Consider the following 20,572-nt stretch of genomic DNA (forward strand, 5'->3'; position numbering starts at 1 on the left):
ATGGGGCCGGCATCGCTGCCGACCCCACTCTCACCGGCGTGTGGATGACCCCGCTCGTGATGCCTCCGGCGAACCTTCAGCCTCATTTGCCTGGGGCCATGCTTGGCGCCCGATGTCTAGCCTCTCGCTGCCTGCGCCTTGCGGCCGGCCCTGCCAGAGATTTGTCACCGGCGCTCGCGCCGGCATCCGGCCCTGCTTCCGGCTGGCTTGGCGTTCCGCCTCGGACCGAAGTCCTCCGCTTTCCGCCGCCGCGCGCTTCCGCCTGGCCGAGACCGCGTCCCTTTACCGTCTGCAAGAACTGCGGCTTGGGGGCTCTCGCCGTTTCCGCTGCACTTGCCGTACGGCCAGGTTCTTGGCCTGTCCGGTGCCACCGCGTCGCTCCGACCCTTGAATTGAGCCGACTTGCCTTTGGCCGAAGCCTCCTGCATGCCGTCTCCAGATCGGCGCGTGGACAGATGTCACCGCCATCCTTGGGATAAAAACCTCCGGTTCTTCAGAGCCTTGCGGCCTTCCGTTCCGGTGGCTTCGTGTCCCGAAGACAGGTTGAAAGTGCGCCTGAATCGGCGTTCTGGCAACATTTCCGCAGACGACTTTTCCACTTCAGGCCATCTGGCCTGTGGACACGAGTGGATAACTCAACGCTTCGTCGCATTTGTCGCGAAGCGGAGGGGAAAGCAGGGACGGAACTGCCTTCAAACTGTCACGATAAGGACCCCGTGCCGCCGCGACGAGCGCCGCGACTCGGTTTTCCCCATTCGGGATCGCGGATCAGGCGTCGCGGTTGCGGCGCGACAGTAGCCTCAGGCGCAGACCATTGAGCTTGATGAAGCCCTCGGCGTCCCTCTGGTCATAGGCTCCGGCGTCGTCCTCGAAGGTGACGTGGGCTTCCGAATAGAGCGAGTAGGGCGACTTGCGGCCCACCACGCTGGCCAGCCCCTTGTAGAGCTTGAGGCGCACCGTGCCGGTGACCTTGTCCTGCGAGTGGTCGATGGCGGCTTGCAGCATCTCGCGCTCCGGCGAGAACCAGAATCCGTTGTAGATCAGCTCGGCATAGCGCGGCATCAGCTCGTCCTTGAGATGGGCCGCGCCGCGATCGAGGGTGATCTGCTCGATCCCGCGATGCGCGCGGGCGTAGATCTCCCCGCCGGGAGTTTCGTACATCCCGCGGCTTTTCATGCCGACGAAGCGGTTCTCGACCAGATCGAGCCGGCCGATACCGTGCTTCCGGCCGAGTTCGTTAAGAGCCGCCAGCAGCGTGGCGGGCGACATGGCCTCGCCGTTCAGCGCCACGCCGTCACCCTTCTCGAAATCCACCGTGATGTATTCCGGCTGGTCGGGCGCGTCCTCGGGGTCGACCGTGCGCGAATAGACGTAAGGCGGGGTCTCCTCCCACGGGTCCTCCAGCACCTTGCCCTCCGACGAGGTGTGGAGGAGGTTCGCGTCGGTCGAGAAGGGGCTGTCGCCGCGCTTGTCCTTGGGCACCTGGATCTGGTGCGCCTCGGCCCAGGCGATCAGGGCAGTGCGGCTGGTCAGGTCCCACTCGCGCCACGGGGCGATCACCTTGATGTCCGGATCGAGCGCATAGGCGGAAAGTTCGAAGCGCACCTGATCGTTGCCCTTGCCGGTCGCGCCGTGGGCGATGAAATCGGCGCCGGTTTCGTGCGCGATCTCGACGAGGCGCTTGGAGATCAGCGGCCGAGCGATCGAGGTGCCGAGCAGGTAGTCGCCCTCGTAGCGGGCATTGGCGCGCATCATCGGGAAGACGAAATCACGCACGAATTCCTCGCGCAGGTCCTCGATGAAGATGTGTTCGTCAGGGATGCCCATCGCCCGGGCCTTGGCGCGGGCCGGTTCGATCTCCTCGCCTTGCCCCAGATCGGCGGTAAAGGTGACGACCTCGAGGCCCCGCTCGACGCTCAGCCACTTGGCGATGACGCTGGTATCGAGACCGCCCGAATAGGCGAGGACGACTTTCTGGGGCTGGGCCATGGAGAGGGGTTCCTTGGGAGACTGACGCGGGCGCCCCTAACAGTGCGCGCGGGGCGGGGCAATCGGGCATTCGGCCAGCAGCGGCGGCGGCGAGCTAATGTCCTAACGCATCATGGTTTTTCGAGTGACGTTGCGCAGCAGATGGGGTAAGTAAGGCGCGGGATCGTCGCAAGTGGAGGACACGCGAATGAACCGATCCCTGTATTGCGCCGTGCTGGCGCTGCCCCTCTTCGCCGCGCCGGCGATGGCGCACGAGGTGATTCACGGCGAGCACGAAGGCCATGCCCACGCCAAGGGCTGCGGCCATCAGGCGATCGACCACAACGGCCATGTCGATTACCTGCACGACGGGCATCTCCACCGCGCGCACGACGGCCATGTCAACGAACATGCGCTCGAGGTTACCGACAGCAATCCCGATGCCGAGGAACTGGTCAGCCGTGTCACCACCGACGATCACGCCCACGGTCATCCCGGCGAGGAACACATCACCGTGCAGCACGGCGATCACATGGACTTCGTCCACGACGGGCACCTGCATCACCGTCACGGCGACCACACCGACGATCACGGTGCGGTGAAGCTCGTCGCGGCGCGCTGATCAGCGGTACAGGTAGTCGCGCGTCACCGGCAGGGCGTGGCGGTTGCGGATGTACTGGATCTGATAATTGCCCATGCTTCCGTGCTCGAACACGGTCGCGGCGCCGGCGAGGTAGAAGGTCCACATCCGGAAGAAGCGTTCGTCATGCAGGGCGACGATCTGCTCGCGGTGCGCGAGGCAGTTGGCATACCATGCGCGGATCGTCTTCGCGTAGTGGAGGCGCAGTGTCTCGATGTCACTCGCGATCAGGCGGAATTTCTCCGAGGCGGCGAGGGTTTCCGACAGGGCCGGGATGTAGCCGCCGGGGAAGATGTACTTGCGGGTGAAGGCATCGGTCGTGCCGGGCGAGCCGAAGCGGCCGATGGTATGGAGCAGCATCACCCCGTCATCGGCGAGCATGCGCGCGCAGGCTTCGAAGAAGGTCTCGAACTGCGCGCGGCCGACGTGCTCGAACATGCCGACCGAGACGATCCGGTCGAAGCGGCGGCCGGAGGCGGCGGTGTCGCGGTAATCCTCGAGGAGGATCGTCACCTTGTCCGCGACCCCCGCCTCGCGCACCCGTTGGCGGGCGAGCGCGGCCTGTTCCTCGGACAGGGTGATACCGGTCACGCGCACATCGTGGTGCCTGGCCAGATGGATCGCCATACCTCCCCAGCCGCAGCCGATGTCGAGTACCTCCTGTCCGGGCACAAGGTGCAGCTTCTTCGCGATGTGCGAGAGCTTGGCGAACTGCGCCTCGGCAAGCGTGGTGACGCCGTTTGCCCAGTAGGCGCAGGAATACTGCCAGTGCTCGGCATCGAGCATCAGCGCGTAGAGATCGTTGCCGATGTCGTAGTGATGCGCGACGTTCTTCTTCGATCCCACGCGGTTGTTGATCTGCTCGGCGGCGAAGCTCGCGCGGTTGACCAGGCGCTTGAGCCGCCCGGGGCGCAGGTTGTTGTTGCCGCGCTCCCAGGGGTCGTTCATCCGCAGCAGGCCGACGAGGCCCATCACGTCGCCTTCCTCTATCAGCAGCCGCCCGTCCATGAAGGCCTCCGCCGCGCCGAGCCGCGGATCGAGCACGATGTCGCGGGGCACGGCGGCGTCGGTGAAGCGCAGCACGATCTCGGGAAAGCCCTCGGCAGGCTGGCCGTAGGTGCTGGCGCTGCCGTCGGCAAAGACCACGCCGAGGCGGCCTTTCTTGACGGCACGGGCGAGGAAGCGGTCGAGGAGAGGCTTGCTCATGGGGCTCCTTTCTAGGATGCTGCCGAGGTAACTTTAGCCGGACCTGCGGCTATCGCAATATCATGGGCTTGGTGGGGGAGTTGGGCCATGGCCGAAGCCAGGACGACGATCACCGGTGTGGCGGTCGAGACGTTCATCGCTGGCGTCGAACCGCCGGCGAAGCGCGAGGACGCGAAGGTGCTCGAACCCCTGTTCCGCAAGGTGACCGGGATGGAGCCGCAGATGTGGGGGCCGACGATGATCGGCTATGGCGCCTACACCTACCGCTACGCGAGCGGGCACGGCGGCACGATATTCCGCGTCGGCTTCAGCCCGCGCAAGGCCAAGCATTCGCTGTACATCATGGATTGCGGCGACGCCGACGACGAGGCCGCTTACGCCCCGCTTCTCGACCGGCTGGGGAAGCATTCGCGCGGCAAGGCCTGCCTCTACGTCAACAAGCTGGCCGATATCGACCTTGGCGTGCTGGAGGAGATGGTCGCCCTCGGCTGGAACCGCTCCTTCGCACGCTGGCCGGACTAGATTCCGGCATACCACTGGTAGCCGGCGACATCCTCCCAGAACCCGCCCTTGCCCTGGCCGATGTCCGCGAAGCTGGCGACCGCCTCGATCGCCTTGACGTATTTCGCCTGCTTGTAGCCGAGCTGGCGCTCGATCCGCATCCGCAGGGGGGCACCGTTCTTTTCGGGCAGCGGCTCGCCGTTGAGGCTGTGGGCGATGATCGTCTGCGGGTGATAGGCATCGACCATGTCGATGCTCTCGTAATAGTCGCGCCCGTAGAGCACGTCGGCGCAGCGGAAGACGATGAAGTTCGCGCCCTTCCTGATCTTCGCCGCATCGAGCAGCGCGGCAAGCTGCGGCCCCTGCCATTCGCCGATCGCGCTCCAGCCCTCGACACAGTCGTGGCGGGTGATCTGGGTGCGCTGTGGCAGGGCGCGCAGGTCGGCCAGCGTGAGGTTGAGCGGATTGTCGACGAGGCCCGACACCGCCAGTTTCCAGTCGGGGAAGCCCTTGCCGAGCTGGTCCTGGTAGAAGGGGTCCGCAACCGTCACCGAGCCGTTGCCCCTGAAGGTCGGGGAGCGTTCGGCGCGGGTGTATTCGGGCGCGAGGCCCTGCTTGCCGGCGAGCGCGCGGTGGACGGCGCGGTGCCCGTCCTCGGCGGCGTCGAACAGCCCCTGCGTGGTCTTGCTCTCGTTGATCTTCGCGCAGGCCGATGCGCCCATCGCGGCGATCCCGGCAAGCAGCGAACGGCGCGGCAGGTCAGCCATGGGCGGGGGTTCCCTCTTCGGGTGGCAGGGGGACGGGTGCGGGCGGGGCCGAGGCCTCGGGCTCGGGCCGCCTGCCGCCGGTGATCATCTCGAGGATCAGCCGCCAGTCGATCAGCGCGAGCACGATGTGGATGACGAAGAAGCCGAAGATGCCCCAGGCGGCGATGAAGTGCAGCGAGCGCGCGCTCTGGCGGCCGCCCAGCACCTCGAGCAGCCAGGGCGCGGCGGCCTGAAAGCCGGGGCTGATGGCAAGGCCGGTGAACAGCATCAGCGGCAGCAGCACGCCGAACACCAAGCCGTAGAGGATGCGCTGCACCGGGTTGTAGCCATGCGCCGCACCCGCGCCTGCGCCGGAATGGGCCTTCAATGAAGCGATCACTGCGCCCGGCGTCCAGTCGCGCGGGGTGGTCATCAGGTCGCGGCGGAAATGGCCGTTCGCCAGCATCGCGATCCAGATGAACAGCAGTCCGACGCCGAAGGGCCAGGCTGCGGTGATGTGCCAGTCTCGCGCCATCGCGAGGTTGTAGTGCTGCGGGATCGTCGCCCAGCCGGGGAAGCGGATCACCGCCAGCCACGCGTCCTTGGGATCGAAGCCGTAATCGCCCCAGTAGAGGTAGCGGTGGGCGTTGGAGATGTTCAGCCCGGTCATGAACAGCACGATGATCGCGGCGGCGTTCACCCAGTGCCACAGCCGGGTCGATAGCGCGTGCCTGATCATGCCGCGCCCCCGCGGCCCGCCTCGCGCGCCAGCCAGATCACGTCGCGCGGCTGATCAAGCAGGTGCTGGCCGCTGTCGACGAACAGGCTCTGCCCGCTGGCGAGCGCGCCGCTGCTGAGGAACAGCGCCGCGTCGGCGATCTCGTCGGGACCGGTCTTGCGGCGCAGCAGGTTGAGCCGGTGCGAGATTTCCGTTTCCTCCTCGCGCTGGTCGTGGCTCGCCAGGATCGCGCCGGGCGCGATGCCGTAGACCCTCACGCTGTCCGCGCCGTTCCCCTTGGCCAGCATCCCGATGGTGGCTGCCAGCGCGTGTTTGGACATGGTGTAACTGAAGAAATCAGGGTTCGTATTTTCGATTTTCATGTCCGTGACGTGGATCACGCTGCGCACTCCGGCGCTCGCCGCATGGGCGATGAAGGCCTGGGCAAGGCGGGCGGGGGCGAGGGCGTTGACCTGCATCGCCTCCCTGTTCGTCGCCGGATCGAGACCGGTTACATTGTCGTAATCGAAAACCGAGGCGGAGTTGACGAGGCAGCGCCAGTCCGGGAGGCGGGCGGCGAGCGCGGTGACGGCGGCAACCGCCCCCTCGTCATCAGCAAGGTCGAAGCCGAGCGTCTCGGCCGAGGGCAGCGTGGCGGCAAGCGCCTCTGCGTCGGTAGCAGAGCTGCGGTAATGGATCACCACGTGCCAGCCGGCGGCGGCGAAGCGGCGGACGATGGCGGCACCGATACGGGTCGCCCCGCCGGTCACGAGAACGGCGGGGCGGGTCATGGGCGGGCTGGGATCGTGCGGGGCATGACCACAGCGCTAACAGGGCGGGAGGCGCGCTTCAATCGCGCATGGGGCGCGGTTGCGCCCTAGCGGCAGCGCAGTTCCCCGCGGTCGATCTCGCGGCCAAGCAGACCCCCGCCGATGGCGCCCAGCAGGGTGCCCGCACTGCGGTCGCCCCGGGTGTCGATGGTGCGGCCCAGCAGCGCGCCGACCCCGGCGCCGATCACCAGGCCCGTCGTCCCGTTGTCGCGGCGGCAGTAGTAGCGGTCGCCGTCGCGCCAGATGCGATCGTTGCGCGACAGGCGGCGCGGCTCGACGTAGCGGCCGCGGCTGTCATAGATGCGGTCCTTGCCGCGCTTGCCCCAGGCCTTCGCGTGGGGCGGCGGATCAGCCTGCACGGGGGCCGCCATCGGCAGCGTCATGGCGCCTGCGGCAAGCACGAGTGCGATCTTCTTCATGGCAGTTTCTCCTTTTGGGTTTGGCTGCTTCATCAAGGCATCGGCTGGCATTGTCCCGCCAGCCCGGGAAGTGCGGGGGCGACGAAGCGGGCCCGGCATGGGGCCGGTGCCCGCCCGTCAGCCCGGGCATCAGCGGCAGCGGGCGCCGCCGCGCTCGATCTCGCGGCCGAGCAGACCGCCGCCGATGGCGCCGAGCAGGGTGCCGACCGAGCGGTCGCCGCGGGTGTCGATGGTGCGGCCGAGCAGTGCCCCGCCGACAGCGCCGACCACGAGGCCGGTGGTGCCGTCGGGACGGCGGCAGCGCCAGCGCCCGTCATTGCCGCGCCAGTAATCGCCACGGCGCGCGTCATGGCGACGGTCATCCCGGCGATCGTCCCACCGGCCGCGGTTGTCGCGCCAGCGGCGATCGTCGCGATAGCGGCGGTCGTCCCAGCGACGGTCGTATTCCGCGGCCTCGGCAAAGGGCGAGGAGGTGCCAGCATAGGCGATGCTGACAGGCGCGGGAGCGAATTCGGCGGCCTGTGCCGGGGCGGCGAAGGCGGCCATCGAACCGGCGGCGGCGATCAGGGCGAGGTGTTTCATGGTCGTATCCCTTGTGAGGGCTCCCCGATGGAGCACGACCGTTTTCGTTCATCTAACTCGAATGCGGGATGAACGCCCTTGTCAGCAAACAGCAGTTTTTGTTCAGTTTGGACGGCTTCGGGATGAACCGTGCCTCACCCGCGCCCGGCTGCCGCCTTGGCCCTGAGCCGCGGGGTGAGCGTGCCGAGGTCGGCAAGTTCGGCAAGCTCTTCCGGCGTCGCCTTGCCCGCCACCAGCGCGCGGAACACCCGCGCGACGCTCCACTCTGCGGCGCCGATCGCCACCCGTTCGAGCGTGTCTCCGGCGGCGACCTCGCCCGTTTCGAGCACACGGAAATACCAGCCGCAGCGGCCGCTTTTCACGATCGCGGCGACCATGCCCTTGTGGCCGAAGCGGCGCTCGATCTTCCAGCACGGCTGGCGCGGCTGGCTGATCTCGACCAGTGCCGTCCCGAGACGGAAACAGTCGCCGATATGGACCATGTCCTCGGTGAGACCCGCAACGGCGAGGTTCGAGCCGAAGCCGCCGGGCTCGTCCAGCGCCGGGTGGTCGCCGATCCGCTCCCGCCACCACGCGTGGTGATCGAGCGGATAGAGATGCAGCGCCATCTCGGGCCCGCCGTGAACCGTGCGGTCGGCCTGTTCGTCCGGGGCGAGGCCTTCGCCAAGCACCTGCACCGCGCCCTCGCGCGGGCGCTTGGCGATCGCGCTGGTTTCGGCGCCGAGGAAGGGGCGGGCGGTGCCGGTGCAGACGGCGGTGACGATATGTTTCACGGCTTGCTCGCGATGAGGTCGATCCAGTCGCGCTCGACATTGTCGAACCCGCCGGCCGTATAGCGTTCGGTGGCGACGATCCGCCAGCCGGGAATGGCGGCATATTGCGCGGCGAGCCAGTCGGCCTCGGGGAAGTTGTAGAACCGCCCGAACCCGTCGCGGCCCTCGGCCTCGCCCAGCTTGTAGCTGGCGAAGAACCAGCCGCCCGGCATCAGCGCGCGGTCGATCCGGGCGAGGATGCCGGGCAGGGCCTCGCGCGGCGCATGGAGCAGGCTGGCATGGGCCCAGACCCCGGCATAGGCGGCCTCGGCCTCGAGCTCGTGGAAGGCCATCACCCTTGCGCCGAGGTTCCAGCGCTCGTTGGCCTTTGCGACCATCGCGGGCGTGGCATCGGTCGCGTCGACCACGAAGCCGCGCTCCTTCATCCGCGCCGCATCGCGTCCGCTGCCGCAGCCCAGTTCCAGCACCGCCGCGCCGGGCGGCAGGCGGTCGAGGAAGGCATCGAGCTGGTGGCTCGGCGCCTCGCCGAAACGCAGCACGTAATGCGGCGCGCGCGCCTGGTAGAAGGCGATGGTGTCGGGATCGGTGCTCATGCCTGCGTCAGGGCGCCGGTTTCTCGACCGGCATGACGTTGTATTCGCGCACCTCGGCTTGACTGAGGCAGTAGCGCGTCGAGGGGTTGTCCTCGCTCTTCACCGCCTGCTGGCGATACATCACGTCGGTCAGCAGCTTGCGGCTGATTCCCATGCGGATGAGGAAATCATTGTCCTCGCTCGCCAGCATGGCCGAAGACTGCTCGACGCTGGCGATGTATTCGGTCGTGGCCTTGCTGCCCTCGATCACCACCTCGTCGATCGTCGCGCGGTCGCCGGTGTGGGTGAACATGTGGACCATGAACACCCCGCCTTCGTCGACGACCCTGCGGTCGCCCCCCATGAAGACGAAGTTGCATGCCGAAAAGCAGGCCCAGCCGGAAGGGATGCGGGTGAGCATCCCGCGATAGGAGCGGATCACCTTGCCCGCGGCATTGCCGGCGCGGGCATTGCCCCCGCGCGAGCGCAGCCACACCTCCTCGATCCGCTCGTCGGCCTCGATCGCGGCCTTGAGGCGGGCGGGGAGGGAGGCGTCGATCGTCCCCTCGGCCAGCAGCACGCGTTTGCCGCCCCGGTCCGCGGGAGTGAGGGTCATCGCGGTCTTGGGGCCGAAATCGGGCTCGGCCGGGCAGGTCGGGTTCTCGGGGTCCATCGGCGCCGCCGCCCCCGTCAGCAGCGCTAGGGCGGCAAGTGCGGCGAGCGGGCGGCCGCCGGCGCGCATCAGGCGACGATCGAATAGCGCGCGGAGCCCGGCGCGCGGCACATCCGCTTCTCGGCGCGGGTTTCCTCGCCCTCGATGATGACCACGTCGGTCACGGTGATGCAGTCGCGCTGGCCTGCGGCATTGTCGCGACCGGTGACGGTCGAGCTGCCGCTGACATTGGCGCGCGAGGCCGAGGTCCATTCCGCGCTCGCACCGAGTTCGGGCTGGGCTTCGGCATCGTCGGTGCGGGTGACCGCGAGGGTCGCCTCGGCAGCCTGCTTCTGCTCCTCGGGATCGAGGCGGCAGGCGATGCTTTCGGTGAGCTGGTCGGAGAATTCGGGCACCGGCAGGAAGGAGGGCAGGCCGGCACTGCGGGCGAGTTCGCCGACCGCCCCGCCGAGCAGCCCGCCAAGCGCGCCCCGGCCCTTGTCGCCCTTCTTGCCCTTGCCGCAATTGTCGGCCTTCTCGGCGCCGCGCCGGGTGCTGTTGAACAGCCCGCCGAGCTGGGCCTCGGCCGGGATCGGGGCGACGATGGCGGCCATCAGCCCGGCGGCGAGCCCGATTCGGGTAGCGGAAAAGGCCACGGCGATCCTCCCGGTGGAAGCGCCGCGAGGCTACGCCTGCGGGGCCGCAGCGTCAATCGCGCGCGGCGGCGGCAGCGGCGGCTTCGCGGTCGCGCTGGGCACGGGACTTCTTCTCGGCCGCGGTCTTGAGCTGGCCGCAAGCCGCATCGATGTCGCGCCCGCGGGGCGTGCGGACGGGGGCGGAGAAGCCGCCCTCGAAGACGATCTCGGAGAAACGCCGGATGCGTTCGGGCGTCGAAGTCTCGTAGCCCGCGCCCGGCCAGGGGTTGAAGGGGATGAGGTTGACCTTGGCGGGGAGGTTGTATTCGCGCAGCAGCCGGACAAGCTCGCGCGCGTCATCGTCGCTGTCGTTCTTGTCCTTGATCATCACGTATTCGAAGGTGATGCGGCGGGCGTTGGAGGCGCCGGGGTAGTCGGCGCAGGCCTGCAAGAGTTCCTCGATGCCGTACTTCTTGTTGAGCGGCACCAGTTCGTCGCGCACTTCCTTGCGCACGCCGTGCAAGCTGACCGCGAGGTTCACCCCGATCTCCTCGCCGCAGCGTTCCATCATCGGGATGACGCCACTGGTCGAAAGCGTGATGCGGCGCTTGGAGAGGGCGAGGCCGTCGCCGTCCATCACCAGCTTCAGCGCATCGCGCACATGGTCGAAATTGTAGAGCGGCTCGCCCATGCCCATCATCACGATGTTGGTGAGCAGGCGGCCATCGGCGGTGTAGTGCCCCGCCTCGTCGTCCTCGTCGATCGCGTCGGCGTCCGAGACCATCGTGCCGCGCGGCCATTCGCCCAAGGCATCGCGCGCGAGCATCACCTGGCCGACGATCTCGCCGGGGGTGAGGTTCCGCACCAGCTTCATCGTGCCGGTGTGGCAGAAGGAGCAGGTGAGGGTGCAGCCGACCTGCGAGGAGACGCACAGCGTGCCGCGCGTCTCGTCGGGGATGAACACCATCTCGAAATCGTGGCCGTCGGCGGTGCGCAGCAGCCACTTGCGGGTGCCGTCAACCGAATGCTGGGCCTCGACCACATCGGGGCGGCCGATGACAAAGCGCTCGGCGAGCCACGGGCGCATCGGCTTGGCGATGTCGGTCATCGCCTCGAAATCGGTGACGCCGCGGTGGTAGAGCCAGTGGAACACCTGCTTGGCGCGCAGCTTGGCGGCCTTGGCGTCGAGCCCGGCTTCCTCAAACAGCTCGCGGATGCGCGGGCGGGGCAGGCCGATCAGGTCGACGCGCCCGTCGGCGCGCGGCGTGATGTCGCGCGCGGCGGGCACCGGGTCGACGAGGCCCGGGATGGTCATGAGTGCGGTATCGGCCATGGGTGGCGGCCATATAGTGGGGAAGCGGCGGTTTGACCAGTCAGCGCCTTTTCGCACAGCCCACGGTCGCCGCGTCGATGGCGGTGGCCGCGCCCGCGAGGGTGTAGCGGTCGGTGAAACCGGCCCCCGAAACACTCATCCGGCTGGCAGAACGCATCGCCGCGACAATCGCCGCATCCGCGCGCGCATCGGCGGCCCAGGCGTTGCGGCCCTTGGCGACGAGGTCGAAGCGCTTGTCCCCCACGGTCAGTCGCACCGTCGCTTTCGCCGCCACCTCCCGTGACAGAACGATATGCACCGCCCCTCGCACCCCCTTGTCGGGCCACAGCGAGACCGTGGCATAGGCAGGTTGCGCGGGCGTCCCTTGCGCCTTGGCAATCGCATAGCAGCGTTCAGGCGCTGCATCCTTGAACGCGGCCCAGCTGTCATAGACGCCAAGGCTGTCGCGCGCGGCGAGCGGCGCGGCGAGGGCGAGCAGGGGCAGCAGGGCGAGGGACCTAATCATAATCGATCGCCAGCACCTCCCATTCGCGGGTGCCCGAGGGGAGCGTCACCGTGCGCAGGTCGCCGACGGCTGCGCCCCGCAGCGCGCGGGCGAGGGGGGCGTTCCAGCCGATCCGGCCCCTGGCGGCGTCCTGTTCGTCGTCGCCCACCAGCGTGACTGTCTGGCGGTTGTCGTCCTCGTCGGCGATCTCGACCCGCGCGCCGAAGAACACCCGCGTCCGGTCCACTGCCGCTGCCGGATCGACCACCCGCAGCACCTTCATCCGGCGGGCGAGATGCGCGAGCTCGCGGTCGATCTCGCGCATCTTCTTGCGGCCGTAGAGATAGTCGCCGTTCTCCGAGCGGTCGCCGTTGCCCGCCGCCCAGCTGACGATCTCGACGATCGCCGGCCGCTCGGTGCCGAGCAGGTGGTCGTAGCGCGCCTTGAGCGCCGCCATGCCCGCTGGCGTGATGGGAGGCCCCGCCGGTTTCATCGCCGGATCAGCGCAGGAAGCTGTCGACCGTGCGCGGCAGGCCCGCCTGCTCGGGATACATGTGCGAATAGGTCACCGCGTTGCCGATCACGCGCATGATGTAATAGCGCGTCTCGAAGTTCGAGGGGATCTTCTCGACCCAGGTCACCCAGTCGATCGCTCCGGTGCGGGGATCGCCGTTGCGGCGCAGCCATTCGTTCACGCGGCCCGGCCCGGCATTATAGGCCCCGACGGCCAGCGGATAGGCCCCGCCGTAGTAGTTCATCATCCGCGCGAAATAGGCATCGCCCAGCTGGATGTTGTAATGCGGCGTCGCGGTGAGATCGGCGGCCAGGTAGTTGATGCCGAGCTTGCCCGCCTGTTCGCGCGCGGTGCCGGGCATCAGCTGCATCACGCCCCGCGCCCCGGCGTGGGAGACACGGGTGCGGTCGAACTCGCTTTCCTGCCGGGCGATGGCGTGGACCATCGTCCAGTCGTTGACGAAGGAGGGGGTGGAGACGGTCGGAAAGCCGATCCGCTCGAGCCCGGCGATGCCGTTCTCACCCGCCTTCATGCCGAGCACCACGGCCATTTCGTCGAGCCCGGTCTCGCGCGCCAGCATCGCCGCCATGAGCATTTCGGCAGGCGTGTCGGCCTCGTCGCCCAGGGCCTCGAAGAAGCGGCGCTCGGTGCGCCAGTCGCGGCGGTTTTTGGCGAGCGCGCGGATTGCCCGGACCACGGGGCTGGCCTCGAACTCCGCGCGGACGGAGGCGTCCATCGCGGGCTGGGGCAGGCCGGCGAAGGCGGGCATCGGCCGGCCCATCGCCGCAAGCGCGAGCTGGCCGTAGTAGTAATCGGGCCAGCGCGCGGCCATCTCGAACCAGCGCATGGCACCCGCTTGGTCGCCCGCCTGGCGCGCGGCGCGGCCGGCCCAGTAATAGCCCTTGGCCTTGGTCAGCGGGGTCTTGGCCGCATCGCCGTAGCGCGCGAAGAGCGGTGCAGCCGCCGCACCGTCGCCAAGGTCCCACAGCGCCTTCGTCCCGCCGAGCCACATCAGGTCGGTCAGCCGGTCGCGCAGGGTGAAGCTGGTAGCCGACAGGTCGGTGCCCGGCGCAAAGAGATCGGCGGTGCGCGTCGCGATGTTCGCCGCGTCGCGCGCGCCGACATCGCCCGCAAGGCGCAGCAGTTCGCCCACGAAGGCTTCGGGATCGACCGCCGGGCGCACGAAATCGGGGCGGCTGGTGAAGACCCGCGCGGCCTCGTAGCTCTGGCCGCTGCCGCGCAGGAACCTGACCATGTTGAAGACATAGCCCGGATCGCCCCCGGCCCCGGCGGGGACCGCGATCCCCGCGCTCTCGGGCCGCGCGCCGCGCAGCAGAGACAGCCGCGCAAGCGCCATCGGCCGCTCGCTTTCGGCGAGGTTCATCAGCTGGCGCGAGGCGGCGTCGGCCTTGCCCTGCCACAACAGCGCGTCGATCCGCACGGCGTGGTCCTCGGGCGTGAACTGCGCGCCGTAGAGGCCGGACAGATAGAGCTCGACCGGATCGCTCATCTGCCCCCCGCGCCAGGCGCGGCGAGCCTCGGCCAGGGCCTCGGGGCGCTGCACCGCGGCCAGCGCCAGCGCGTAGCGCGCGCGGGCGGGGTTGGTGAGCGGCGGGTTGGCGTCGAAATAGCGCAGCAGATCGGCCTGCGGCGGCGCCTCGTTCTCGAGCGCGGCCTCGGCCCGCAGGCGCAGAATGTCGGTGCGCGGGAAAGTCGGCCAGGCGAGCACGAAGCCGGCATAGTCGGCGAAAGTGTGGGTGCGGCTGGCCTGCAAGGTCTCCCAGCGGGCGATCGCGGCGTCCACCGCGCCGGGCTGGCGGGCGACCAGATCGCTGCCCGCGCCCAATCCTTGCGCCGCCGCGGGTGCGGCCATCGCGGCTCCCACACCCATCGCCAGAGCCACAGCACATATCCGCGGGGAAATCACAAGCTTACGGACCATGCTGGACATAGTGCCAATCGGCTCCTTATCAGGCGCTGAACAATGGGGTGACGGGGATCCTTGTCCCCCGCCCCGATACCTAGAGATGAAGGCAGGACAAAGGCAATGTTCAGCGGATCGATACCCGCTCTGGTGACTCCTTTTCGCGGCGGAGCGTTCGACGAGGCGGCCTTCCGCCGGCTGGTCGACTGGCAGATCGAGAACGGCAGCGCCGCGCTCGTCCCCTGCGGCACGACGGGGGAGGCCTCGACGCTCTCCAATGCCGAGCATCACCGCGTGATCGAGGTCTGCATCGAGCAGGCTGCGGGCCGCGTGCCGGTGATCGCGGGCTGCGGGTCGAACGACACCCGCAACGCCCAGCTCCACATGAACTTCGCCAAGAAGGCCGGGGCGGCGGCGGGGCTATGCGTCGCCCCCTATTACAACCGCCCGAGCCAGCGCGGGCTGATCGCCCATTTCAGCTATCTGGCGGAAAACTGCGACCTGCCGATCGTGCTCTACAACGTGCCCGCGCGCACGGTGACCGACATTCTCGATGACACGGTGGTGGAGCTGGTGAGGAAGTATCCCGACCGGATCATCGCCATCAAGGATGCGAGCGGCGACCTGTCGCGCGTCGCCGATCACCGCATGGGCATCGGGCGCGAGTTCTGCCAGCTTTCGGGCAATGACGAGCTGTGGCTGCCCCACGCGGCGGCGGGCGGGCGCGGGTGCATTTCGGTGACGGCAAATGTTGCGCCGAAGCTGTGCGCCGAATTCCACGAGGCGATCGCGGCGAACGAGCTGAAGAAGGCGCGGCAATTGAACGACCGCCTCTTCCCGCTGCACTATGCGATGTTCTCCGACGCGAGCCCTGCGCCGGTGAAATATGCCCTCAGCCGCGTCCACGACTGGATCGAGCCCGAGGTTCGCCTGCCGCTGGTGGAATGCTCGGAGGAGGCGAAGAAGGCCGTGGACGAGGCGCTGGTGAGCGCCGGGGTGCTTACGGCCTAGACCACCTCGTCCTCGTCGAGCAGGCGTTCGGCGAAGCCTTCGGGTTCGCTGGCGAGGATCGCCTCGGTGATCGAATCGATCCGCGCGCCGACGCGCTCGGGGTGGTCGATCACCGCGATGTGGAAGAGCGCGTCGCCTTGGTGCACCACCGGCAGGGTGGCGTGGCCGATGACGATGCCGTCGGCGGGGCTGACGATTTCCTGCGCGTCCTCGCCGAAAAGGCCCGCCACGCAGGCGAGCAGGTCGCCCTTCCTCACCGGATCGCCGCTCCGGCGCACCCGGTGGGTCACGCCCCCGCGAGGGCTGCGCACCCACACCGAGCGGTTGGCGCGCGCCGGGATGCCGACCGCGCTGAGCCCGTCGTCGGCCTCGACCATCCCGAGATGGGCGAGCACCCGGTTCACCCCCGCCACCCCCGTCTCGATCGACAGGCGGTCGAAGCGCAGCGCCTCGCCCGCCTCCATCAGCAGCATGTCGACCCCGTGCTTCTGGGCGAGATCGCGCAGGGAACCGTCGCGCAGCGGGCTCTCGATGATCACCGGCGCGCCGAAGGCCATCGCCAGCTCCACCAGCCGGCGGTTGCCGGCGGCGATGCGGATCTGGGGCAGGTTGTAGCGGTGGACCGCGGCCGAGTGGATGTCGATGCCGAGCGAACAGCGCGCCACCACCTCGCGGTAGAAGATGTGCGCGAGCTGCCCCGCGAGCGATCCCCCCGCGCTCCCCGGAAAGCTCCGGTTGAGATCGCGGCGGTCGGGCAGGTAGCGATTGTGGGTGATGAAGCCGAAGATGTTGGCGGCCGGCACCAGCAGCAGCGTGCCTGCAAGCCCCGCCGGGTCGATCTCCTGCGCGAGGCGCTGGATCACCGCGGTCCCGATGATCTCGTCGCCGTGGATCGCCGCGCTCACGAACACCGCCGGACCCGGTTTCGCGCCGTGCAGCACTCTCAGCGCGAGCGATGAGGCATTGCCCGTCGCCATGGTGGTCACCGGAAAGGCGACATCGCGCATCGTGCCCGGCGCGATGGTCTCGCCGGCGATGATGTAGGGTTGCGCTGTCGTCATGCCTGCCTGCTGCCCCGTTCTGCCCCGCGCCGATGCTAGCCCGCACGCTGGCAAAGCGCAAAGCCCCTCGCTTTTTGCCGCCCCAGCGCCTACATCGCCGCCCCTTATGGCACGCCCCAGACCCGTCACCTTCGACAAGCTCAAGATCGTCGCCGAGAACCGCCGCGCGCGCTTCGACTACCATGTCGAGGACGTCTACGAGGCGGGGCTGATGCTGCAGGGCACCGAGGTCAAGGCGCTGCGGGCAGGGGAGGCCAGCATCGCGGAGAGCTATGCCGAGGTGAAGGACGGGCAGGTCTGGCTGGTGAACGCCAACATCCCCGAATATTCCCACGGCAACCGCCTCAACCACGAACCGCGCCGCCCGAGGAAGCTGCTGCTCCACGAACGCGAGATCGACAAGCTGTTCGGCGCGGTCGAGCGCAAGGGCATGACGCTGGTCCCGCTGTCGATCTACTTCAACCGCACCGGCCGGGCGAAGGTCGAACTGGCGCTCGCCAAGGGCAAGCAGACCCACGACAAGCGTGCCAGCATCAAGGAACGCGACTGGAAGCGCGACAAGGCCCGGCTGATGCGCGAGCGGGGCTGAGCGCGCGCGCGGAAAATTGTCACGGATTTGTCGATTCACCCACTGGTCAGTATCGCCATGCTACCCATATGGGCTCCCACCATGCCGGTCCCGTCCTCGCCCTTCCTGACCGCCACGTCCGCCCGCCGCGGAGCCGCTGTCGCATGAGCGTGCCGCCGCCCCGCAAGCCGACCATCGCCGGTCGCTCCAAGACCTGGGCGATGGACGTGATCCGCCGGAACACGCCGACCCGCGAGGAGATGGCGCGCAACAAGTATCTCGCGCCCATCGCCCACCGCTTTCTCTCGCCCGAATTGTGGCGCTTCACCCGCCGCTCGGTGCCGCGCGGCGTGGCGCTGGGGCTGTTCGCGGCCTTCATCGTGCCGATCGGGCAGATCTTCCTCGCCGCCTTCCTCGCGCTGCCCTCGCGCGCGAACGTGCCGCTGGCGGCGCTCGTGACCTTCGTCACCAATCCCTTCACGCTGCCCTTCTGGCTGGTGGTCGCCAACAAGGTCGGCAACTTCACCCTGCGGCTCGACGCCGCCGGACCGGCGCTGGCGGGCGCGAAGGCGCAATCGGGTGCCTGGGCGATGGTGCTCGACTTCTTCCAGATGGCCGGTGCCACCGCCTTCGGCTTCATCGTGCTGGCGGTGGTCGCGCCGACGATCGGCTATCTGGTCTCCGGCTGGGTGTGGCGCGCCGTGGTGTCGCGCAAGCGCGCCAGACGGTTGAAGGCGATGGAAGCGCGGCTCGACCAGCGGCTCGGCGCGCAGTAGGACAGGCCTTCGCGGGCGCCGCAACGGCCCACCCGCACCATGCCATAGGAGCCGACCCGTCTTGTCCCGCCGCACCGGCAAAGATCCGCAATCCCTGCTCGCCCCCGAAGGCACCGCCGCGCCCGGCGGCCTGCCGCCCGTGAGCCTGCTGGCCGCACTCGGCGGCGCCCTCGCGGCGAGCGCGGCGGTGCTGTGGTTCGCCACCGGCAGCGGCCTCGTTGCGCTCGCCTTCGTGCTTGCCGCGGGCGTGCTGCTGGGCGGGGTGGTGATGCTCGACGCAGTCCGCAGCGCCCCGGCGGCAGAGGGCGCTTCCGTGCCCGACTGGAGCGTGACCGTCGCCGCGATCGAACGCGCGGGCGAGGCCATCGCGATCACCGACCGCGCCAACCGCATGGTCTGCGCCAACCTGTTCTTCCTCGACAGCTTCGGTGCCAATGCCGCCCCGCCGGCGCTGCCGCTGGGGCGCGAGGGGCTGGAGGCGGTGACGCTGCTCGCCCGCAACGCCTGGCGCGACGGCAGCGCCGCGCTCGAGGCGGTCGAGGCGGCGGACGAGACCAGCTGGCAGATCAGCGCGACCCGCGCGGGCCGCGGCGACGATCACCTGATCTGGCGCCTCAAGCCCGTTGCCCGCGCCAAGGGCGCCGATCTCGGCGCGCTCGATCTGGCGGGGCCCTTCGGCAAGATGCTGAGCCGCGCGGGTATCGAGACCGCGATCACCACCGCCGACGGCGTGATCCGCGCCGTCAGCGCGGGCTTCGCCGAGCGTGCCGCGGGCGACGAGCGCGCGACACTGGTGGGGCAGGACTTCGTCTCCTTCCTGCGCTCCGACGAGCGCGACCGCATCTTCTTCGCGCGCGAGGGCCGCGCCGGCACCCCCCAGACGCTGGTCGATATCCCGCTGGTCGATCCCGAGGAGCGCGTCACCACGCCCGGGCCTGACGAGGCGACCTCGCTGATGCTGCTGATCGATTCGGGTGTCGGCATCGGGAGCGGCTGGGACGGGGCCTCGCAGGCCGGCGTCGCGCAACTGGACGCGCTGCTCGCACAACTGCCGCTGGGCCTTGCCATGACCGACCGCGACGGGCGCTTCCTGTTCGGGAACGAGGCCTTCCTGCGCTCCGTGGGCCGCGAGGGGCGGGGGCTGCCCGCCTTCCCGACCGACCTCGTGGTGCGCGAGGACAAGGCTGCGCTTTCCGACGCGGTGCGGCGCCACGGGCGCGGGCCTGCGACCAGCGGCGATGTCGCGGTGCGCCTCACCAACTCGCCCGAGGAGCCGGTCTCGCTCGGGCTGGCAGGGGTGCGCGGGCTCGGCGAGGCGGCGGTGCTGCTCAGCCTCGCGGATACCTCGCAGGAGAACCAGCTCAGGCGTCAGGTCGCGCAGGCGACCAAGATGCAGGCCGTAGGCCAGCTCGCGGGCGGGGTGGCGCATGATTTCAACAACGTTCTGACCGCGATCATCGGCACCTGCGACCTCATGCTGCTGCGCCACATCCCGGGCGACAGCGACTATGACGACATCCAGCAGATCCGCGCCAATTCGAACCGCGCCGCCTCGCTGACGCGGCAACTGCTCGCCTTCTCGCGCCAGCAGACCCTGCGGCCCGAGATCATCCAGCTGCCCGACGTGGTCAGCGAGGTCAGCCCGCTGATCAAGCGGCTGCTCGGCGAGAAGATCACCTTCTACGTCCAGCATGACCGCAACCTCGGCCCTGTGCGCGCCGATCCGCAGCAGCTGGAACAGGTGATCATGAACCTCGCGGTCAACGCCCGCGACGCGATCCAGGGCAACGGCGGCCCGGCGCGCGGCGACGGGCGGGGGCGGATATCGCTCTTCACCCGCGCGCTCCAGGCCAAGCAGGTGGTGCAGCTGGGGTCCGAGGTGCTCCCGGCGGCGGACTATACCGTGCTGATCGTGCAGGACACCGGCGGCGGCATCCCGCCCCATGTGCTGCCCAAGCTGTTCGAGCCCTTCTTCACCACCAAGGAACAGGGCAGGGGCACCGGCCTCGGCCTCTCGACCGCCTACGGGATCGTCAAGCAATCGGGCGGGTTCATCTTCGCCGACAATGTCACCGACAAGTCCGGGCATCCGGTGGGCGCGCGCTTCACGGTCTATCTCCCGGTCCACCGCGGCGAGATGCCGAAGAAGCGCGAGGCGGCGCCGCTCGCGTCCTCGGACTGGTCGGCGGGGGGCAGGGTGCTGCTGGTCGAGGACGAGGACATGGTCCGCACCGTCGCCGAGCGGGCGCTCACCCGCGCGGGCTACGAGGTCACCGCCTGCGCCAACGGCGAGGAGGGTCTCGCCGCGATCGCCGAGGGGACGGTGGATTTCGATCTGGTGGTGAGCGACGTGGTGATGCCGGGGATGGACGGCCCCGCGATGGTCCGCGCGATCCGCGCCCGGCTGCCGCAGATGCCGGTGCTGTTCATGTCGGGCTATGCCGAGGAGCAGCTGCGGCGCGACATCGACATCCCCGACATGCACTTCATCGCCAAGCCCTTCAGCGTCGCGTCGATCGGCGACAAGGTCGGTGCGGTCCTGCGCGAGGCGCGCGCCAATGCGGGGGCGGGGGCCTGACATTCGGCGCCCGCGCCCCCTCATTCACCTTGGATAAAGCCGCATCATCGTTCATCCTGACATCCACTTGAGGGAAGGGGA

At 69.0% G+C, this 20,572-nt stretch carries 22 protein-coding genes; 6 read left to right on the forward strand and 16 right to left on the reverse strand.

All coding sequences use genetic code 11. The annotated features are described in order from the left end of the window. Positions 1–768: 768 nt before the first annotated feature. Positions 769–1,989 carry an argininosuccinate synthase gene (locus ACMX37_RS06240; protein ID WP_483148000.1) on the reverse strand — a complete coding sequence of 407 codons (1,221 nt, stop codon included), beginning with the start codon at positions 1,987–1,989 and terminating at the stop codon, positions 769–771. A 187-nt stretch (positions 1,990–2,176) separates the two neighbouring features. On the opposite strand from ACMX37_RS06240, the gene ACMX37_RS06245 reads away from it, so the two are divergent. Next, positions 2,177–2,590, forward strand: a complete 414-nt coding sequence (locus ACMX37_RS06245) for a hypothetical protein (RefSeq protein ID WP_483148001.1) — start codon at positions 2,177–2,179, stop codon at positions 2,588–2,590. On the opposite strand, the gene ACMX37_RS06250 is transcribed toward ACMX37_RS06245, so the two are convergent. After that, on the reverse strand, positions 2,591–3,814 hold the full coding sequence (locus tag ACMX37_RS06250; RefSeq protein ID WP_483148002.1) for a class I SAM-dependent methyltransferase: 1,224 nt from the start codon (positions 3,812–3,814) through the stop codon (positions 2,591–2,593). A gap of 87 nt (positions 3,815–3,901) precedes the next feature. Between ACMX37_RS06250 and ACMX37_RS06255 the strand changes: the two genes are divergently transcribed. Further along, positions 3,902–4,336 carry a DUF1801 domain-containing protein gene (locus tag ACMX37_RS06255; RefSeq protein WP_483148003.1) on the forward strand — a complete coding sequence of 145 codons (435 nt, stop codon included), beginning with the start codon at positions 3,902–3,904 and terminating at the stop codon, positions 4,334–4,336. On the opposite strand, the gene ACMX37_RS06260 is transcribed toward ACMX37_RS06255, so the two are convergent. The 13 genes from ACMX37_RS06260 to ACMX37_RS06320 all read right to left on the reverse strand — a co-directional run bounded on the left by ACMX37_RS06260 (position 4,333) and on the right by ACMX37_RS06320 (position 14,446). Beyond that, on the reverse strand, positions 4,333–5,082 hold the full coding sequence (locus tag ACMX37_RS06260; RefSeq protein ID WP_483148004.1) for a molybdopterin-dependent oxidoreductase: 750 nt from the start codon (positions 5,080–5,082) through the stop codon (positions 4,333–4,335). The genes ACMX37_RS06255 and ACMX37_RS06260 overlap by 4 nt on opposite strands. After that, positions 5,075–5,800, reverse strand: a complete 726-nt coding sequence (locus tag ACMX37_RS06265; RefSeq protein WP_483148005.1) for a cytochrome b/b6 domain-containing protein — start codon at positions 5,798–5,800, stop codon at positions 5,075–5,077. The genes ACMX37_RS06260 and ACMX37_RS06265 overlap by 8 nt, the downstream gene beginning before the upstream one ends. Beyond that, the gene (locus ACMX37_RS06270; RefSeq protein WP_483148006.1) at positions 5,797–6,570 is read right to left on the reverse strand and encodes an SDR family oxidoreductase; all 774 of its coding nucleotides are present in this window, start codon (positions 6,568–6,570) and stop codon (positions 5,797–5,799) included. The genes ACMX37_RS06265 and ACMX37_RS06270 overlap by 4 nt, the downstream gene beginning before the upstream one ends. A gap of 86 nt (positions 6,571–6,656) precedes the next feature. After that, complete coding sequence (locus ACMX37_RS06275) at positions 6,657–7,028, reverse strand: glycine zipper 2TM domain-containing protein (RefSeq protein ID WP_483148007.1); 372 nt, start codon at positions 7,026–7,028, stop codon at positions 6,657–6,659. Positions 7,029–7,157: 129 nt separating this feature from the next. Next, the gene (locus ACMX37_RS06280; RefSeq protein WP_483148008.1) at positions 7,158–7,610 is read right to left on the reverse strand and encodes a glycine zipper 2TM domain-containing protein; all 453 of its coding nucleotides are present in this window, start codon (positions 7,608–7,610) and stop codon (positions 7,158–7,160) included. A 134-nt stretch (positions 7,611–7,744) separates the two neighbouring features. Further along, a complete protein-coding gene (locus tag ACMX37_RS06285) occupies positions 7,745–8,383 on the reverse strand; it encodes an MOSC domain-containing protein (RefSeq protein WP_483148009.1) in 639 nt (212 codons plus the stop codon). Beyond that, on the reverse strand, positions 8,380–8,976 hold the full coding sequence (locus ACMX37_RS06290) for a class I SAM-dependent DNA methyltransferase (protein ID WP_483148010.1): 597 nt from the start codon (positions 8,974–8,976) through the stop codon (positions 8,380–8,382). Before ACMX37_RS06290 ends, ACMX37_RS06285 begins: the two co-directional genes overlap by 4 nt. A 7-nt stretch (positions 8,977–8,983) precedes the next feature. Next, a complete protein-coding gene (locus tag ACMX37_RS06295; protein ID WP_483148011.1) occupies positions 8,984–9,697 on the reverse strand; it encodes a COG3904 family protein in 714 nt (237 codons plus the stop codon). After that, the gene (locus tag ACMX37_RS06300; RefSeq protein WP_483148012.1) at positions 9,697–10,263 is read right to left on the reverse strand and encodes a hypothetical protein; all 567 of its coding nucleotides are present in this window, start codon (positions 10,261–10,263) and stop codon (positions 9,697–9,699) included. The genes ACMX37_RS06295 and ACMX37_RS06300 overlap by 1 nt, the downstream gene beginning before the upstream one ends. A 52-nt stretch (positions 10,264–10,315) precedes the next feature. Beyond that, positions 10,316–11,575, reverse strand: coding sequence for a dual-specificity RNA methyltransferase RlmN (gene rlmN / locus ACMX37_RS06305; protein WP_483148013.1), 1,260 nt, complete (start codon positions 11,573–11,575; stop codon positions 10,316–10,318). A 40-nt stretch (positions 11,576–11,615) separates the two neighbouring features. Then, entirely contained in the window at positions 11,616–12,080 is a 465-nt protein-coding gene (locus ACMX37_RS06310) for a hypothetical protein (protein WP_483148014.1), read from the reverse strand. Next, positions 12,073–12,552 carry a GreA/GreB family elongation factor gene (locus ACMX37_RS06315; RefSeq protein WP_483148015.1) on the reverse strand — a complete coding sequence of 160 codons (480 nt, stop codon included), beginning with the start codon at positions 12,550–12,552 and terminating at the stop codon, positions 12,073–12,075. Before ACMX37_RS06315 ends, ACMX37_RS06310 begins: the two co-directional genes overlap by 8 nt. Before the next feature lie 7 nt (positions 12,553–12,559). After that, entirely contained in the window at positions 12,560–14,446 is a 1,887-nt protein-coding gene (locus tag ACMX37_RS06320) for a lytic transglycosylase domain-containing protein (protein WP_483148016.1), read from the reverse strand. Positions 14,447–14,620: 174 nt separating this feature from the next. Between ACMX37_RS06320 and dapA the strand changes: the two genes are divergently transcribed. Further along, positions 14,621–15,508: a 4-hydroxy-tetrahydrodipicolinate synthase gene (gene dapA, locus ACMX37_RS06325; protein WP_088914594.1), complete on the forward strand. Its 888-nt coding sequence runs from the start codon at positions 14,621–14,623 to the stop codon at positions 15,506–15,508. Here the strand turns inward: dapA and ACMX37_RS06330 are convergent. Then, positions 15,505–16,569, reverse strand: a complete 1,065-nt coding sequence (locus tag ACMX37_RS06330; RefSeq protein ID WP_483148017.1) for a succinylglutamate desuccinylase/aspartoacylase family protein — start codon at positions 16,567–16,569, stop codon at positions 15,505–15,507. The two genes, dapA and ACMX37_RS06330, sit on opposite strands and share 4 nt — an antisense overlap. A gap of 106 nt (positions 16,570–16,675) precedes the next feature. On the opposite strand from ACMX37_RS06330, the gene smpB reads away from it, so the two are divergent. The 3 genes from smpB to ACMX37_RS06345 all read left to right on the forward strand — a co-directional run bounded on the left by smpB (position 16,676) and on the right by ACMX37_RS06345 (position 20,491). Next, positions 16,676–17,158, forward strand: a complete 483-nt coding sequence (gene smpB / locus ACMX37_RS06335; RefSeq protein WP_483148018.1) for an SsrA-binding protein SmpB — start codon at positions 16,676–16,678, stop codon at positions 17,156–17,158. 143 nt (positions 17,159–17,301) lie between these two features. Further along, a complete protein-coding gene (locus ACMX37_RS06340; protein WP_483148019.1) occupies positions 17,302–17,913 on the forward strand; it encodes a DUF2062 domain-containing protein in 612 nt (203 codons plus the stop codon). Positions 17,914–18,043: 130 nt separating this feature from the next. Continuing rightward, positions 18,044–20,491, forward strand: a complete 2,448-nt coding sequence (locus ACMX37_RS06345) for a response regulator (protein WP_483148372.1) — start codon at positions 18,044–18,046, stop codon at positions 20,489–20,491. Positions 20,492–20,572 lie beyond the last annotated feature (81 nt).

It is taken from the genome of Porphyrobacter sp. THAI-01a (assembly GCF_056868655.1).